The sequence below is a fragment of the Ornithinimicrobium sufpigmenti genome, from assembly GCF_004322775.1.
Taxonomy (GTDB): domain Bacteria; phylum Actinomycetota; class Actinomycetes; order Actinomycetales; family Dermatophilaceae; genus Ornithinicoccus; species Ornithinicoccus sufpigmenti.
Map to the genome: position 1 here is coordinate 2,112,209 of NZ_CP036403.1, position 15,234 is coordinate 2,127,442.

At 69.2% G+C, this 15,234-nt stretch carries 14 protein-coding genes; 4 read left to right on the plus strand and 10 right to left on the minus strand.

The window, feature by feature from the left end; translation table 11 throughout:
* Positions 1–37: 37 nt before the first annotated feature.
* The 6 genes from ESZ52_RS19470 to ESZ52_RS09600 form a co-directional block, all read right to left on the minus strand.
* On the minus strand, positions 38–604 hold the full coding sequence (locus tag ESZ52_RS19470; RefSeq protein ID WP_202865316.1) for a DUF5710 domain-containing protein: 567 nt from the start codon (positions 602–604) through the stop codon (positions 38–40).
* A gap of 293 nt (positions 605–897) precedes the next feature.
* The gene (locus ESZ52_RS09580; RefSeq protein ID WP_181010009.1) at positions 898–1,809 is read right to left on the minus strand and encodes a helix-turn-helix domain-containing protein; all 912 of its coding nucleotides are present in this window, start codon (positions 1,807–1,809) and stop codon (positions 898–900) included.
* Between the two features lie 81 nt (positions 1,810–1,890).
* Entirely contained in the window at positions 1,891–3,483 is a 1,593-nt protein-coding gene (locus ESZ52_RS09585; protein ID WP_131104741.1) for an MFS transporter, read from the minus strand.
* Positions 3,484–3,533: 50 nt separating this feature from the next.
* Complete coding sequence (locus ESZ52_RS09590; protein WP_337590162.1) at positions 3,534–4,118, minus strand: NADPH-dependent FMN reductase; 585 nt, start codon at positions 4,116–4,118, stop codon at positions 3,534–3,536.
* Positions 4,119–4,322: 204 nt separating this feature from the next.
* Positions 4,323–5,024, minus strand: coding sequence for a TetR/AcrR family transcriptional regulator (locus ESZ52_RS09595; RefSeq protein ID WP_131104743.1), 702 nt, complete (start codon positions 5,022–5,024; stop codon positions 4,323–4,325).
* 489 nt (positions 5,025–5,513) lie between these two features.
* Positions 5,514–6,296: a hypothetical protein gene (locus tag ESZ52_RS09600; protein WP_131104744.1), complete on the minus strand. Its 783-nt coding sequence runs from the start codon at positions 6,294–6,296 to the stop codon at positions 5,514–5,516.
* A gap of 223 nt (positions 6,297–6,519) precedes the next feature.
* On the opposite strand from ESZ52_RS09600, the gene ESZ52_RS09605 reads away from it, so the two are divergent.
* Positions 6,520–6,867 (plus strand): TraR/DksA family transcriptional regulator, encoded by a 348-nt coding sequence (locus ESZ52_RS09605; RefSeq protein ID WP_238154573.1) that lies wholly within the window; start codon positions 6,520–6,522, stop codon positions 6,865–6,867.
* A gap of 126 nt (positions 6,868–6,993) precedes the next feature.
* The gene (locus ESZ52_RS09610; protein WP_181010008.1) at positions 6,994–7,518 is read left to right on the plus strand and encodes a CarD family transcriptional regulator; all 525 of its coding nucleotides are present in this window, start codon (positions 6,994–6,996) and stop codon (positions 7,516–7,518) included.
* A 40-nt stretch (positions 7,519–7,558) separates the two neighbouring features.
* Here the strand turns inward: ESZ52_RS09610 and ESZ52_RS09615 are convergent, their stop codons facing one another.
* Entirely contained in the window at positions 7,559–8,170 is a 612-nt protein-coding gene (locus ESZ52_RS09615) for a hypothetical protein (protein ID WP_131104747.1), read from the minus strand.
* A 293-nt stretch (positions 8,171–8,463) separates the two neighbouring features.
* On the opposite strand from ESZ52_RS09615, the gene ESZ52_RS09620 reads away from it, so the two are divergent.
* Positions 8,464–9,054, plus strand: coding sequence for a hemerythrin domain-containing protein (locus ESZ52_RS09620; protein ID WP_131104748.1), 591 nt, complete (start codon positions 8,464–8,466; stop codon positions 9,052–9,054).
* Positions 9,055–9,063: 9 nt separating this feature from the next.
* Here ESZ52_RS09620 and glf read toward each other — a convergent pair whose 3' ends face one another.
* Both glf and ESZ52_RS09630 read right to left on the minus strand, forming a co-directional pair.
* The gene (gene glf, locus ESZ52_RS09625) at positions 9,064–10,251 is read right to left on the minus strand and encodes a UDP-galactopyranose mutase (RefSeq protein ID WP_238160618.1); all 1,188 of its coding nucleotides are present in this window, start codon (positions 10,249–10,251) and stop codon (positions 9,064–9,066) included.
* A gap of 38 nt (positions 10,252–10,289) precedes the next feature.
* Positions 10,290–12,965, minus strand: a complete 2,676-nt coding sequence (locus ESZ52_RS09630; RefSeq protein WP_181010007.1) for a glycosyltransferase — start codon at positions 12,963–12,965, stop codon at positions 10,290–10,292.
* 316 nt (positions 12,966–13,281) lie between these two features.
* On the opposite strand from ESZ52_RS09630, the gene ESZ52_RS09635 reads away from it, so the two are divergent.
* Positions 13,282–14,667, plus strand: a complete 1,386-nt coding sequence (locus ESZ52_RS09635; protein WP_131104750.1) for an MFS transporter — start codon at positions 13,282–13,284, stop codon at positions 14,665–14,667.
* Here the strand turns inward: ESZ52_RS09635 and ESZ52_RS09640 are convergent.
* Entirely contained in the window at positions 14,664–15,215 is a 552-nt protein-coding gene (locus ESZ52_RS09640; RefSeq protein WP_131104751.1) for an NUDIX domain-containing protein, read from the minus strand. The genes ESZ52_RS09635 and ESZ52_RS09640 overlap by 4 nt on opposite strands.
* Between the last annotated feature and the right edge of the window lie 19 nt (positions 15,216–15,234).

Genomic DNA, 15,234 nt, shown 5'->3' on the forward strand with positions numbered 1-15,234 from the left:
TGCGGTGGTCCGGGGAGTACTGGTTCAGGGGGGGCGGTCAGGGGCGCTGCTTCTGCCGGTCGCGGAGGTCGCGCCAGTCGCGGATAGGTCCGGTGATCGTGTCGAGCCGCTGAGTCCTGGGGTTCCAACGGATCGCGGTTCTGGGTGCGAGAGTCTTTTCAAGGACTTGGGTGATGTGGACGAGGAGCCGCCAGTCGACATCCTCACGGCGTTGCAGGTGATGGCGCCACTCGATCGGCTGAGTGATGATCGTTGGTCGGTGCAGCCACCGAGTCTGTATCTTCGCCATCTGGATCTCACCGGCGTTGCACGTGGAGTCGCACATGTGGCAGAACCAGCCGAAGGGCGCCCGGACCGCCCATGGCAGCGGTTCGGTCTGGGTAGCGTCGCGGAGTAACACGACAGGGTCGTTCGACCACGAGGGTCCGGGCTCGGCGACGGGAGCGGACGCGGGTGGTGGGGCTGTTGGCAGCCATCGGTCGAGGGCGCGGATTCCGGGATGCGGGGCGTACCAGCGACGCTCCTGCGGGTCCCAGCGGGCACCAGCAGCCTTGGCTTGGTCCTTCTCGCGATAGGCAACGTCGAGCCAGATTCTCAGTGCCATCGCCTCCTTCCGGCGTGCCGGTGCTTCGTCTGTCCACCGTACGGCCGATCTCCGTGGCGCGGCGAGCCTCCCGGCGTCGTGGGGTTCAAGCTCGCTGAGTGAGCCTGGCTCGCGGGCCGTCGAGGATGTCTGTGAGCCGTAGTCGAGGCTTTCCTGTTCAACGGGCACGAAATCGATGTCGTGTCGAGCCTCGATTCGTGCTTTGAGTCGCGGGAACTCGCCGGCGGTCTGCTCTGCCTGATGCAGAAGATCGGCGGACCTCGCCTCGCCGTCGTCTTTCGCAGGAGCGGCGTTCAGTTCGCGCGCAGGGTCAGTTGCCGGTATCGGGTGGGGGTGAGTCCGATGTACTTGCGGAATTGCTGGGCGGCGTGTCCGCGGCTGTGCCAGCCGACCTGTCGCATCGCGGTCTCGATCGGCAGATCGGTCTCCCGCAGAGACTTGGCAAGGTGCTCGGCGCGCAGCATGGTCAGATACGCGAAGGGCGTCTTGCCGTAGGCGTCGGTGAACACCCGGCTGAGCTGCGAGGGCGACAGATGCACCCTGGTGGCCAGGGCGTCGAGGGTCCACTGCTCCGCGGGTGCCTGATGCAGCAGTTCGGCGGCCCGTCGGGCCTCGGCACGCAACGGCGCGAACTGACGATGCCGTGGCAGGGTGGGCCGGATGTGCGCGCGCTGCGACGCCGATATCCGTACCGGGGAGACCTTGACGAACGGGGCGATCACGTGGGCGATGCTGAACCACACTGCCTGCATCCGGTAGAAGTTCCGGGGGAAGCCTCCGTCGATGCTGTGCTCGACCAGTTCGTCCAGCCATGGCATCAGCATCCCCGCGCGCTCCTCGCCCAGGCGGAGTATCTGTGCCGGCTCGGAGTAGACCGTTTCGGCGAGTCCCTGGGCTTCGAGCCGATCCTGCAACAGTCCGGCGTGCTGCCAGAACACCTGATCGATCACATAGTCGGTGTCCAGGTAGATCGTAGTGACCGTGATATGCCCTTCGGGTTCCGAGCCACACAGCACGTTCGCCCCGAGGATCACCGCATCGCCGACGTTGGCGGGCTTCTGCCCGAACTCGCTGAGCAGGACCGCCGAACCGTGCCGGACGAAGATCAGCTTTACGCAGTCGTAGGCGACGGGGCCGATGGGTCGGTGGATGGTGCGTGAGCGGGCGAGGATGGCCGAGTAGCCGTGCGGACTGGCTGTGGGCATTGCTGCTCATACGTGCTCGTTCGGCATCGCGAGGCTTTCAACGATGAGCAGGACCGGGGAGGCTGAGTGCAGAGCCATGCATTAGGTCCCGTCGACCGCTGGATGTCCTGAGTCGCCGGACGGAGGGCCGCTCTGTCCTTTCCCTCCTCGCGGGGTGTCGTGGCTGCGGAAGATGAGGCGTGCGGCTACGGCGGCTGTGAGCATGAGGGCTGCGCAGACGATGACGACGACGTGTAGGCCGGTGGTGAAGGACTCGCGTGCGGCGAGAATGAGTGGTTCGGCGATGTCTGCCGGTAGTCGTTCGGCGGCGGCGAGGGCGCCGCCGATGGTGCCGGTCGCGGCTTCGGCTTCGGTGGCTGGCACGTCGTCCGGCAGGGAGTCTGTGACTTGCAGTCGGTAGATGAGTGAGCCGAGGCTGCCGAGTAGTGCGATGCCGAGTGCTTGGCCGAGTTCGGATGCGGTCTCGGAGATGGCGGAGGCGGAGCCGGCGCGTTCTGGTGGGGCGGTGCCGACGACGAGATCGGTGCTGACGGTGGCGACTGGTCCCAGGCCCAGGGATGCGACGATGAGCCCGGCGACGACGAACGGAAGACCGGAGGTGCTTCCGGCGAGGGCGATGAGTCCGAATCCGGCGGCGGCGGTGGTCGCGGCTGTGGTCATTACGACTGATCGACGGGCGAACCGCAGGGCATAGGGCGCGCCGAGGGTGCCGATGATGAGAGCGACCGCTGTGGGCAGCATCCACAATCCGGCCTCGAAGGGGCGCATGCCGAGCACGAGCTGGAGGTACTGACCGACGAACAGTTGAGTACCGGCCATGACGATTTGGCCGAGGGTGAGCGCGGTCGCGGCAGCGCCGAAGGCGGGGCGACGGAACAGGGCAAGGTCGAGCAGGGGGTGTTCCAGCTTGTTCTGGCGGCGGATGAACACGGCCCCGACGATCACGCCGATGACGATCATGGTGACTGGTATCGGCGCGAGGCCGGCCTCGGCGAGTTGTTTGAGGCCGTAGATGCCAGCCAGGATCGCGATCACAGACAGCACGACGCTCAGGGGGTCCAGGCGGCCCGCGTTGGGGTCGGCGTACTCGGGCAGCAGGATGGGGCCGGCGATCAGCAACAGTGCCATGACGGGCAGTGCGAGCAGGAACACCGAGCCCCACCAGAAGTGTTCGAGCATCAGCCCGCCCACCATCGGGCCAAGGATCGCGCCGACGGAGAAGCTACTCATCCAGATCGAGATCGCCCGAGTCCGCTGGTCCTCGTTGAGGAACATGTTCCGAATCAGCGACAGGGTCGAGGGCATCAGGGTCGCCCCGGCCACGCCGAGGAGCGCACGGGCCAGGATCAGGGTGGTCGCGTTGGGTGAGAACGCGGCCAGCATTGAGGCTGCGGCGAACGCTATGCCGCCGATCAGGAGCAGGCGTCGGCGTCCGATCCGGTCGCCGAGGCGTCCCATCGTGGTCAGCAGGCCCGCGATCAGGAACGGGTAGATGTCGATGATCCAGAGCAGTTGGGAGCTGCTCGGCGCCAGATCCTCGGTCAACTGCGGGACCGCGAGGTGCAGGACTGTGATGTCCATCGCGAGCAGCAGCGTCGGCAGGGCCAGCACCGCCAGCCCGGCCCACTCCCGACGACCGGCGACAGCGGCAGTGGGGGAAGGTGACGAGGACATGTTGTTCCTTTCTTACGCGCCCGTTGCGGGCACCGATGATCGCTTGGCTGCTAGTTCTGCTCGCGTAGCGGGCGCAGAGCACCGGACCACGCGACGACCTCATCGACCAGTCGGGTGAGGGTTGCCTCTTGGTGGTCACCGGGCTTCAGGACGCCGGGCTCGATCGTGTCGGCCAGCTCGAAGTCACCGAACAACGACAGCAGCACGTGTGAGCGGACGTCGGCCATCTCGAGTTCGGCGACGATCAGGCGCAGGTGCTCGATCGCCCTCACGCCTCCGTTGAGCCCGTACCCGACGAAGCCCACCGCCTTGTTCGACCACTCGGCGTAGAGGTAGTCGATGGCGTTCTTCAACGCTGCGGGCACGGAGTGGTTGTACTCCGGGGTGACGATCACGAAGCCTTCGTAGGAGCGGATGGTCTCGGCCCACCGGCGGGTGTGCTCATGCTCGTAGAGCCCGTGCGCGGCAGCGACCGGCTCATCAAGCAGTGGAAGGTCGACATCGGCGAGGTCGACCAGGTCGACCCTCACCTCCGAGCCCGCTATGTGCCGGCGTGCCACCTCGGTCACCCAGTCCGCGACCATCCGTGCCCGGCGCTTGGGCCGCGTACTGCCTGCGATGACAGCGATCCTCATCATCAACTCCCTCGACTCGCTCTGCTGTGCTCCCTCCCAATCTACACTACAACATGTATTGTACTTCGGGGAAGAGGGCAGCCGTCGAACTGTTGATGAGGAGGTCGCGCGAGCCGGTTCGGCACAGCGAGGAAGCGGGAAACCCGAGCCGGGGTGGCCGGGGCAGGGACCCAGAGTCTCTAGGCGGTGGAGGGAAGGCGCGGGTCAGTCTTCGGCGCGGTAGGCGCGCAGGAACGCCTCGACTCCGGCGTCGGCGATCTGGTCAACCTCGGCCTTGGGCAGCGGGACCGCGCCGTTGAGGCTGTCCTGCGCAACGGCGCTTCCGACCAGCAACATGAAGTGAGCCGCAGCGCGGTGTGGGTCCGGTGCGTGGATCAGCCCAAGCTCGGCCAACCGGGCGAACCGTGTGGACATTTCCTGCTCGACCCGAGATGGACCAGCTTGCTGCCACACCCGGATCGCCTCCGGGGGGATGAAGTGGGCCTCGGCCGAGACGTGGCCCATCAGAGCGAAGTGCTCCTCGGCGTCCTGGGCCGATGCCGCCCATCGTCTGCCGAACCGCACCAGACCGTCCAGGTCTCCGGACTCCACGACGGGGTCCAGATACTCACGGATCAGTCCCTCCTGGGCCTCGGCGACCGCCGTGGCGCTGTCCTCGATCACCGTCGTGAACAGCTCCGCCTTGTCCGAGAAGTGGTTGTAGATCGTGCGAGTAGACACCTCCGCGTCCGCAGCGATCCGTTCGATGCTCGCCCGGGAGTACCCCTCCAGCGCAAACACACGCCGTGCTCCGCGGACGATGGCGCGCCGCTTCTCCGGGCGTCCCGCACGCCCGACCGTGGGGCCTGTCGTTACCGACACCGAGACACCTCCTGACTTCCGTCCTTGCAACACTCCGCGTGCCATCTACTCTACGAAACAACTGCGCGATCAGCCCGACTCCCGCGCTGCGGGGGATCGTCGCCTCGTCTTTGCCCACACGGTGCCCCGGTGAACCTCGAACTGACGCGCCAGCGCGTTCACGCTCATCCCTTGCGCGCGGGATGTTCGCATAGCGTCCACTTCCTCGTCCGTGAGGCGTGTTCGAGGTCGTTTCTTTGGTTCCGCCGACGCATCGATCAACGGATCATCCGGCTCCCCGGCGAGGTCGGCATCCTCGCGGTTCCCTTGATCCCAAGCGGAAACAAGCCTCTCAACCCGAGGTCGCCTGTTCCCGCAACGCTTTATTGCGTCCACCCGACTGTTCCTCAGTCACGAGGCCCCTGGCCTGCGGAAACGCAGGCGAGGGGCCTTCTTCGTGTCACGGCTGCGTGCACCACCAGCGACGTGTCGACCTCGGGTGGGGCATCGTCTTCAGGGAGGCTCGCTGCGGCGGTGGCCCGGCCTCCGGGCTTCTCAGCTCGCAGCCGCCGATCTGGCGCTGTGCTCGGAGGGGGTCAGCGGCCCCGATCCTGCCGCTGTCGGACTGCCTGAGGAGCGGACAGGCAGGATCAGCGGCAGAACGGCCGAGAGCATGAGGGTGATCACGGTGAACAAGCCGGTGAGCGGTGGTACGTCCCAGTTGGCGGCGCTGAAGCCGACCATGAAGACGTACTCGACGACCATGTGGGCAGAGCCGAACGCGCTGGCTCCCCACGCCACGACCACCACCTGGGCGAACCCGCCCTCCTGGACCTCGGGCTGCCAGTGCCAGATCGCGGTCAGCGCCACCAGCGCGGCTGCCTCGGGGGCCACCTCGAGCCAGCCGGAGATCGTGCCATCTGGATGGCGATCCGGGTCTGCAGCAGCCGCCCTTGAGGCGACGGCAAGAGCCAGGGTGGCCAGTCCTGGGAGAACAGCCACGGCCTTGGTCCGCAGCGACCACCGGACCCCGAGCACGAGGACGAGCCACGCCGTCCCGGCCAGAAGCATCGCCAGGACGCCCAGCTCCGCCGCCCAGGCGGTCTGCTCGGACGGGTTGCGCGGATAGGGGAAGGGCAGGCCGCCGGCGTCCATGCGCTGCAGGCACGCATCGGAGAAGCCCGGACCGGGACCGTGCTGGTAACCCTCCAGCAGGCTGCTGGAGAGCAGGGCGCCACGGCAGGGCAACCAGTGCAGGTATGTCGAGCCCGCGGCGGCGACGGCGGCCGCCAGCAACAGGGCCGACGTCACCACCCAGGGCCAGCGTCGTTCGTGCATGCCTGACATTAGCGCTCACCGCCTGCTCGGTGTGCGAAACCGGAAGGTGCATGATCACACCAGACAGCGGCGTGCGAAAGGGCCACCGATGGGCCGGGGAATCGCACCAGGGACAGCGACGTCCCAGACGACAGCGATAGCGAAAGCGTGGAATGGTCGAGGAATTCCCGCCGTTGGAACTCCCATCATGCCGCACGTCCCTTCTGCCCAGGACCCTCATTCCGTGTCCGGAGATCTCGTCACCCGGCTTCGGGAGGAGCATGCTGCGCTCTCCGCCCGCATCCGGCAGCTGACGGAGGACATGAGCTCGTTCTTCGAGGCCTCACGGGACTCCAACGCCGACGACGAGCACGACCCCGAGGGGCAGACGATCGCCTTCGAGCGCGCCCAGCTGTCGGCGGTGACCGACCAGGCGCGCCGGCACCTCGAGGAGATCGAGGCGGCTCTGCAGCGGGTGGCGCAGGGAACCTACGGCACCTGTGACGTGTGTCAGCAGCCCATCGACCCGCTCCGCCTGGACGCCAGGCCGACGGCACGAGCCTGCGTCCAACACGTCGCGGCTCGCGGGTGAAATCGTCGAGATCCGAAGACACTTATCCCTTTTCGGCCCAAGGGCTGGCTTTTTCTTGAATTTCTGCTAGAATTGTCTACATAGTGTGTGGGGCGCGGTCAGCCGGGGGAGACGAAAGGAAAACGGGTGCAGTTCAGCAAGGGTCAGATCCTCATCCATCCTCAGCACGGGCCGGCCACGGTCACGAAGGTCACCAGCCGGACCATCCAGGGCGAGCGCCGGCGCTACCTGATCCTGAACGTCCATACCGACGACATGTCGGTGGCGGTCCCCGTCGAGGCGGCCGAGGAGATCGGGGTCCGTGCCGTGATCGACGCAGCGCGCATCCGTGAGGTCTTCGCGGAGCTGGCCGACGAGGGCGAGCCCTTCGACAAGGTCTGGTCGCGCCGGTTCAAGCACAACACCGAGCGCCTCCGCAGCGGTGACCTGCTCAAGGTCGCCGGTCTCATCCGCGATGTCACCCGACGCGACGACGAGGTCAAGGTCTCCTACGGCGAGGCAAACCTGCTGCGCGAGGCGCTCGACCTGCTCACGGCGGAGCTGGCGATCGCCCTGCGCGTCACCACGGAGCGGGCGGTGGAGCTGGTCGAGTCTGCCGTCCGCGAGCGGGCCGTGCCCGAGCTGGGCGCCGACCTGGCCCTGGCCAGCTGACCGCCGCACTGCGCGGCGCCTGATCTGCGACAGCCGGGTTTCACCGCTGCCGGATGGTGGTCACCACCTGGGTCAGCGAGGGCCGGCGCGGTGTCGAGGAGAAGCCGAAGCTGGCTGGCGGGTCGACCGCGGTGAGCGTACCGAGATCGACGCCATCGAGCCGTCCCGACACTGACGTGACCGCGCGGACGTCCGTGGCGCCGTAGTACTCCCGCCGTCCCTGGCCCGCGGTCCCACGGGTGCGCACACCGCGGAGGATCACCCGCGCCACCGGGTCGGTCGCCGTCGAGAAGAGCGGGTTGGCTGCGACCCGGCGAGGTATGCCGCGCAGGAGCCATCCCATCGCCGTGCGCCGCCCGAGGGCGGCGACGAGGGACAAGGACGACGAGACGACCTCCATGCGCGCGTCGCCAGGGAGCTCGACCTCGACCGGCTCGATCCGCGTCTCGTCGAAGGTGTAGGTCCCCGCGACGAAGTCAGCAACCTCCTGGGAGGGTGCCAGCAAGATTCGGTGTCCCCCTGCCTGCTCGACCATGACGTCGGCGAAGGAGCCTAGGGGCGAGGTGTCCCAGACGCCGACGACCAGCCGGACCCCACTGGTCGTCCCCACACCCAGGATGCGGCCGCTGAAGGTCCACCGGGTGGCCGTCACACCGTCACCGTGCCCGTCAGGACTCGCTGCGTCATCGGTTCGTCACCGGTGCGGTCATCGGTTCGGTCAACGTTGCCCTCCGCATCCCACCAGACCTGCTGCGTCCAGCCAGCCTAGCCACGAGAGAGCCAGGCGCCCCTTGAAGCGAGGGGCACCACAGGAAGCCAGGCCTGGGCCACGGCCAGGGGTGCCTGGGCCACCGGGGTGACCTGGCCCGGTGGGGATGCCGGACCGCCCGTCCGTCACTAGCCTGAACCGGGCAGGCAGACCCCCGATCCGGAAGGACAGGATGCATGACTGACCCCACCACCCACAGCACCGACGACGCCCCCGAGAACCAGGACGTCGTCGACTTCCTCACCGCGGACCACGCGCTGATGCTGGAGCTCATCGACGAGATCCTGCAGAGCGCGGAGGCCTCCGAGCGCCGGGACCTCGCCGACCGGCTGATCGCCGAGGTGATGCGGCACGCGGTGGCCGAGGAGATGCATGTCTACCCCGCCATCGAGAAGCACCTTCCGGACGGCGCCGAGGTCGTCGAGCAGGACAAGAAGGAGCACGACGAGCTCGTCGACGTGATGAAGCGCATCGAGGACCTCGACGCCGGAGAGCCGGAGTTCCTGGTGCAGGTGCGGGAGATGCAGTCGTTGCTGCGGCACCACGCCAGCGACGAGGAGACCGACCAGTTCCCCAAGCTCCGGGCCCACATCTCGCCCGAGGACCTGGTGGAGCTGCGCAGCAAGGTGGAGGGCGCGATGAAGCTGGCCCCCACGCGGCCCCACCCGAGCGCCCCCCACTCCGAGCTGTTCCACAAGACGGTCGGCGCGGGCGTGGGGATGGTGGACCGGCTGCGGGACAAGCTCACCGGGCGCAACACCGACTGACCGGCACGCTCACCCGGCGGCCAACGGAGCGAGGGTCAGCCGGGCGGTCAGGATGTTGTCCACCATGGACAGCGCCGAGGCGATGGCCATGTGCATGTCGAGGTACTGGTAGGTCCCCAGCCGGCCGCCGAAGTAGACGTCCGGCTCCTCCGCCGCCAGCTCCCGGTACTGCGCCAGCAGGGCGCGGTCCCGGGAGGTGGCGACGGGGTAGTAGGGCTCGTCCTCGCCCTCCGCGGCCCGGGAGAACTCCTTGACCACCACGGTGCGGTCGCCGGGGTAGGACCGCTCGGGATGGAAGTGCCGGAACTCGTGGATCCGGGTCCACGGCACGTCGAGGTCGGCGTAGTTCATCACGGGGCAACCCTGGAAGTCGCCGACGGGCAGGACCTCCTGCTCGAAGTCCAGGGTGCGCCACCCGAGCCGCCCGAAGCGGTACCCGTAGAAGCGGTCGAGCGCGCCGGTGTAGACCACCGGGATGCCGGGCGGGACGTCCTCGCGCACAGCCAGGAAGTCCACCCCGGTCTCGACCTCGATCAGCGGGTGGTCGGCCATCCGCTCCAGCCAGGCGGCATACCCGTCGACGGGCAGCCCCTCGTGGGTGTCGCTGAAGTAGCGGTCGTCGAAGGTGTAACGCACCGGCAGCCGGGTGATGACGCTGGCCGGCAGCTCGCTCGGCGGTGTCTGCCACTGCTTCTGGGTGTAGTCGCGGATGAACGCCTCGTAGAGCGAGCGGCCGATGAGGGAGATCGCTTTCTCCTCCAGGTTGCGTGCCGTCTCGCTCGGGCCACCCTCGGCGGCCTCCGCCTTCACGATCGCGCGAGCCTCCTCGGGTCCGAGGTGGCGCTCGTAGAAGGCGCAGATCGTGCCCAGGTTGATCGGCATCGGGTAGACCTTGCCCCGCGAGACCGTGCGGACACGGTGCTGGTAGCCGGTGAACTCGGTGAACCGCCGCACATAGCTCCAGACCCGTTCGTTGGAGGTATGGAACAGGTGAGCGCCGTAGCGGTGCACCTCGATGCCGGTCTCGGGCTCGGTGAAGGAGTAGGCGTTCCCGCCGATGTGGTCCCGACGCTCCAGGACGAGCACCTTGCGGCCCAGCCCGGCGGCGACCCGCTCGGCCACGGTGAGCCCGAAGAATCCCGACCCGACAACGACCAGGTCCAGGCCGTCGAAGCGCTCCGACCCCAGAGGTCTCACGCTTGCCGTGTGCGCCGGGTATGCCGCACGTCCCGCGTTCACGCCAACACCCGCGCGGTCGCGCACGGCACCGGGGTGCCGCAGGTGGGGCAGAGCGTCCCGACGCGCGGATGCAGCCGACCGACGTCCGAGAGCCGACTCAGCAGCGGTGCACGCAGGAACGGCGTCGCGGAGGCGACCGCCGCGTCCGCGAGGTGGTCGACGCCGTCGCCGCTCAGCCTGCGCTCCCCGAGCGCGGCGTCCTGCAGCCCGTTGACCGCCGCACCGACGCCGACCTGGTGCGCCTGCTCCAGGTCGTGGGCGAGCGAGCCGGCCCGGACCGGCACGCGGTCCAGCAGGTCGGCCATCGCCAGCGCGATGGTGTCCCACTCCTGCGCGTGCAGCAGCGGCCCGCACAGGCGGTCCCGCTGCGTGCCGTCGTCGGCCCGCAGCAGGTGCTCCGCTCCAGCCGCGAACCCGTCGGCGTCATCGGCAAGGTGCACGACGTCGCCGTAGACGTTGACCACGTCGGGGACGCGGGTGGAGATGACCGGCAGGCCCGCCGCGAGGTACTCCAGCGTCTTGGTCGGGCTGATCGAGCGGGTCGACTCGTTGAGCGCGAACGGCATGAGCGCGACGTCGAACCCGGCCAGGACGTCGGGCAGGTCGGCGTAGGCGACGAGCCCGGGGTACTCGAGGTTGGGCGCCTGCGGCAGGCAGGCGGGGTCGATCTTCGCGATCGGCCCGACCATCCGCACGGTCCAGTCCGGCAACCGCTCCGCCAGGCGTCCGACGAGGTCGAGGTCGACCCGCTCGTCGATCACGCCCACGTAGCCGGCGACCGGCCGCTCGTGCGTGCCTCGCCGTGACCGCGCCTCCGTGAAGTGCGCCGACTCCACGCCGCTGGGGAACAGGTGCACGTCCTCCGTGCGGTGGCGCAGCACGCCCTCGTGCAGCGACCGCCCGCCGGTGAAGACCACGTCCGCGGTGTCGAGCAGATGCTGCTGGCGCTCGCGCAGCCGAGGGGGCGCGTGCCGGAAGCTGGCCAGGTCGTCCATGACGTCGTAGACCAGACGGTGCGGACGGACCGCAACCAGCAGGTCGATGGCGGTGGGGGTGTAGATCCACACGTCCGGGGAGGCGACCCCGTGCTCTCGCAGGAACCCCTGCAGCAGGTCGCCGTAGCCTGCGGCCTCGGGGGTGTCGAAGTCGACGTGCGGGTGCGGGACGCTGCCGTTCACGCGGCGCGGGACCTCCAGCCACACGCGGGTCACGTCGCCGTGCTGCTCGGTGCGCAGGACCGGGGTGGCGACATCCGCGGGGACCGGCTCCTCGACATACCAGGTATGCCGTCCCCCCTCGGCGCGCCACCCGGCGAGCCGCGACACCAGGTGGTGGGGCCGCTGCCAGACCCAGGTCCACCTCAGGTGGGCCAGGACGACCAGGTCCCGGCCGTTCTGTGTGCTCATGGCTGCTCCTTCATCGTGGGGGGACAGGCGTGGTCGGGCGACAGGTCGGGACGTGACCCTCTCCCCGTGCGGGGGGTCCTGCCACGGCCAGTCGGGCATCAGGGAGGCGAAACCGGCGAGCTGGGTGTCGCACGGCGGCTGCCAGCGGTAGGCGGGCAGGTCAGCGGCGCGGGCACCCGCGGCGACCGCGCGCCAGGCCGCGCTGAAGACGGTGTGCCAGCAGTCCCGGGAGTCCCCGGACCGCGGCCAGCCGTGCACCCCGACGGGGTCCGGGCGGCCGCGGTAGAGGGCGAGCATCGAGTCCCAGTCGTGGGAGTCCACCTGCGGGAACCAGCACATTCCACGCAGGTCGTAGCCCGCGGCGACCGCCTGCTCGCACTGCTCCAGGACGTGCCGCAGCCAGGTGACCCGGTCCGAGGGCAGCCCGCGGATGTTCGTCTCGGTGAGCAGCAGCGGGACCGCATACCGGTCGCCGTAGGCGGAGATGATGCGGGCGAGCCCGACGGGCTCCGGCGAGGGCGCCCGCCCGCCGGCGTCGTCGTAGAACCACTCGCTGTGCGGGTAGTAGTCCAGGCCGAGCAGGTCGATCGCGCCGTGCGGCAGGGTGAGCAGGTCCTCGCCCCCCGCCGCGACCAGGCGTTGCAGGAAGGGGCGCTCGACGTCGAGGTCATGACCCAGGAACAGGTCCAGGGCGACGTGCCGCCGGTCGTTGCACAGCTCGGCGTAACCCGCACCACCGCCGTGACCCGTGTGGTGCTCCGCGGTGTCGACCCAGACGTGGGCGGCCTCGGGCAGGGCCGCACGCCAGATGGCGGCCGCCTCCGCGAGGGGCGGCAGGACCGCGCGCAGCAGCGAGACGAAGCCGTCGAGCCCCCGGCGGTAGGGCGGCCACAGGGCCTCGTGCCCGGCCAGGAAGAGGGTGGCGAACGGCTCGTTGACCAGGGTGTAGGCCGAGAGCCACGGGTAACGCTCCGCCACCGCGGCGCAGAAGCGGACGTAGGCCGGGCCGAAGCGCGGGTCGACGAACCCGTCGACCAGCCAGGCGGGATAGCTGGTGTGGTGCAGCAGGTCCACGATCGGGACCAGCCCGAGCTCGGCCATCGTCGCCAGCACGGCGTCGGTCTCGTCCCAGCTGTAGACTCCGGGCTCCGGCTCGATGCGGTGCCAGCGCACCGGGTAGCGCAGGTGCCGCACCCCGGCGTCCAGCAGGCCCTCCAGGTCCGCCCGCCAGCGACGGGCATGCCCGGTCGCCTCCAGGCCGTCCACGTCGGCCAGCGGCAGGTAGGTGCTCTCGAACCCTGCGAAGACTCGGAGACCGCGCCCCGGCCCGATCGGATGGAGAAAGCTGTGCGGTATACCTGAGACTTCACGAAGGACTTCACGAAGGACTTCACGAGGGACTTCACCGCGCACGTGCTACCCCTGGAGGGCCGTTTCATACGCCCCGCTTCATGAGGCTCGCTCAGTGTCGCAGCACAGTAGGGGCGCCGCGAGGTGGACGGACCGAGAGGTCCGCCGCCCTCGCATGCAGAGCTGGACGATCCGGCAAGAGGTCCGGGAAAGATAGGGATGGGCGGCATGGATGGCTAGGGAGCATCGGCGGCAGGTGCACAACATCGGGCGACGCCGCGCCTGGGTCATCTGGGCGGTGGGCCTGAGCATCTACACGCTGGCGGTCTTCCACCGGACCTCGCTGTCCGTGGCGGGGATCATCGCCGCCGAGCGCTTCGACATCACCGCCTCGCAGCTGTCCACCTTCACGGTGCTGCAGCTGGCCGTCTACGCGGTCATGCAGATCCCGGTCGGCGTCCTCATCGACCGCTACGGCTCCAAACGGCTCATGCTGGTCGGGCTGACCCTGATGACCGTCGGCCAGTTCCTGTTCGCCTTCGCCGGCACCTTCGAGGTCGGCGTCGTCGCGCGCGTCCTCCTCGGCTGCGGCGACGCGATGATCTTCACCAGCCTGCTGCGGCTCATCGCCTTCTGGTTCCGCGTCAAGCAGGCCCCGATGGTCACCCAGCTGACCAGCATGGTCGGTCAGCTCGGGGCCGTCGCCGCCGCGACCCCGCTGGCGGCGGCGCTGTCCCGGTTCGGCTGGACCTGGTCCTACGGCATCGCCGCCGGGGCCGGGGTCGTGCTGGGCATCGCCCTGGTCCTGCTCGTGCGCGACTCGCCCTATGTCGGCGACGTCGTCGAGCGCATCAAGATCCGTGCCCTGGCCAAGACCATGGCTGAGGTATGGGGCAACCCCGGCACCAAGCTCGGGCTCTGGGTCCACTTCTCCTCCCAGTTCGGTCCCACCGTCTTCACCATGCTCTGGGGCTACCCGTTCCTCATCGCGCAGGGCCTGGAGTCGACCACGGCCAGCGGGATGCTCATCCTGATGACCTTCACCGGGATGGTGACCGGACCGGTGATCGGCCTGCTGACGAGCCGGATCCCCTACCACCGCTCGACGCTCGTCCTGGTCCTCGTCAGCGCCATCGCCGCGGTCTGGGCCGTGGTGCTGCTGTGGCCCGGCCCGGCACCGCTCTGGCTGCTGGTCGTGATGGTGATGGTCACGGCGGTCGGTGGACCGGGGTCGATGGTCAGCTTCGACCTGGCCCGCACCTTCCACCCCTCCGAGCGCTACGGCCGGGCCAACGGGATGATCAACGTCGGCGGGTTCGTCGCGTCCCTGCTGACCATCGGCCTCATCGGGCTGGTGCTGGACCTGCGGGCGCCGGGCGGTCCCTCGAGCTACGGGCTGGACGACTTCCGGGTCGCCATGGCCGTGCAGTTCCCCTTCTGGGCACTGGGGACCTGGCAGCTGCTGCGCTACCGCCGTCAGGGGCGCGCCCTGATCGGCCAGCATCCCGGAGCCATGCAGGCGCTGCGCGGCGGGGAGGCGGTGCTGCCCGGCCTCTCCCGGCCCGCAGACCCGCGCCCCGGACCGGAGTCGCCGGACCCCGAGGACCGCACCGACTAGGAGACCAGGGTCCGGCGCGGCACCTCCGCCAGCGCCAGCCGGGCCCACACCCGCACCTCCTCGGTGAGCGGGTGGATGAGCAGGCCCGCCTCGTCGACCCACTGCATACCCACGTCGCCGCCCGCAGCGGCGCCGATCACCGGCAGCTCGCCCGGGGCAAGACCCGCCATGGCGGGCTCGTCGGGCACGGCGAAGTAGATCAGGTCGATGTGCTGGTGCGGCGGGTCGTGGGAGATGTCCTCGACCTGGACGCCCTCGGGGCGCAGCAGCTGCCGGGGCGCACCTGGTTCATCGAGCTCGTCGTGGGTGATGCCGGGGGAGCCGACCAGCCGCACCGCGACCCCGGTCTCCTCCCATGCCTCGCGCCGGGCGGCGTCGTCGGGCAGCTCGTGCATCTCGATATGGCCGCCCGGCGGCAGCCACAGGCCGAGCTTGCGGTGCGGGTGCAGCGCGACGTGGCCGGCGTGCACGACGAAGACGGCCACGGTGAAGTGCCGAGTGACCCCGGCGTCGGCTTGTGATGGCTCGCGGAGCTCGACATGACCCATGCTGCGGACCTTAACCGTG

Excerpts from the sequence above, each read along its gene's own strand:
- ESZ52_RS09635 (WP_131104750.1), top strand. The coding sequence starts at position 13,282 with ATGGCTAGGGAGCATCGGCGGCAGGTGCACAACATCGGGCGACGCCGC.
- ESZ52_RS09585 (WP_131104741.1), bottom strand. The coding sequence starts at position 3,483 with ATGTCCTCGTCACCTTCCCCCACTGCCGCTGTCGCCGGTCGTCGGGAG.
- ESZ52_RS09620 (WP_131104748.1), top strand. The coding sequence starts at position 8,464 with ATGACTGACCCCACCACCCACAGCACCGACGACGCCCCCGAGAACCAG.
- ESZ52_RS09580 (WP_181010009.1), bottom strand. The coding sequence starts at position 1,809 with ATGCCCACAGCCAGTCCGCACGGCTACTCGGCCATCCTCGCCCGCTCA.
- ESZ52_RS09640 (WP_131104751.1), bottom strand. The coding sequence starts at position 15,215 with ATGGGTCATGTCGAGCTCCGCGAGCCATCACAAGCCGACGCCGGGGTC.
- ESZ52_RS19470 (WP_202865316.1), bottom strand. The coding sequence starts at position 604 with ATGGCACTGAGAATCTGGCTCGACGTTGCCTATCGCGAGAAGGACCAA.
- ESZ52_RS09600 (WP_131104744.1), bottom strand. The coding sequence starts at position 6,296 with ATGCACGAACGACGCTGGCCCTGGGTGGTGACGTCGGCCCTGTTGCTG.
- ESZ52_RS09590 (WP_337590162.1), bottom strand. The coding sequence starts at position 4,118 with ATGAGGATCGCTGTCATCGCAGGCAGTACGCGGCCCAAGCGCCGGGCA.
- ESZ52_RS09595 (WP_131104743.1), bottom strand. The coding sequence starts at position 5,024 with ATGGCACGCGGAGTGTTGCAAGGACGGAAGTCAGGAGGTGTCTCGGTG.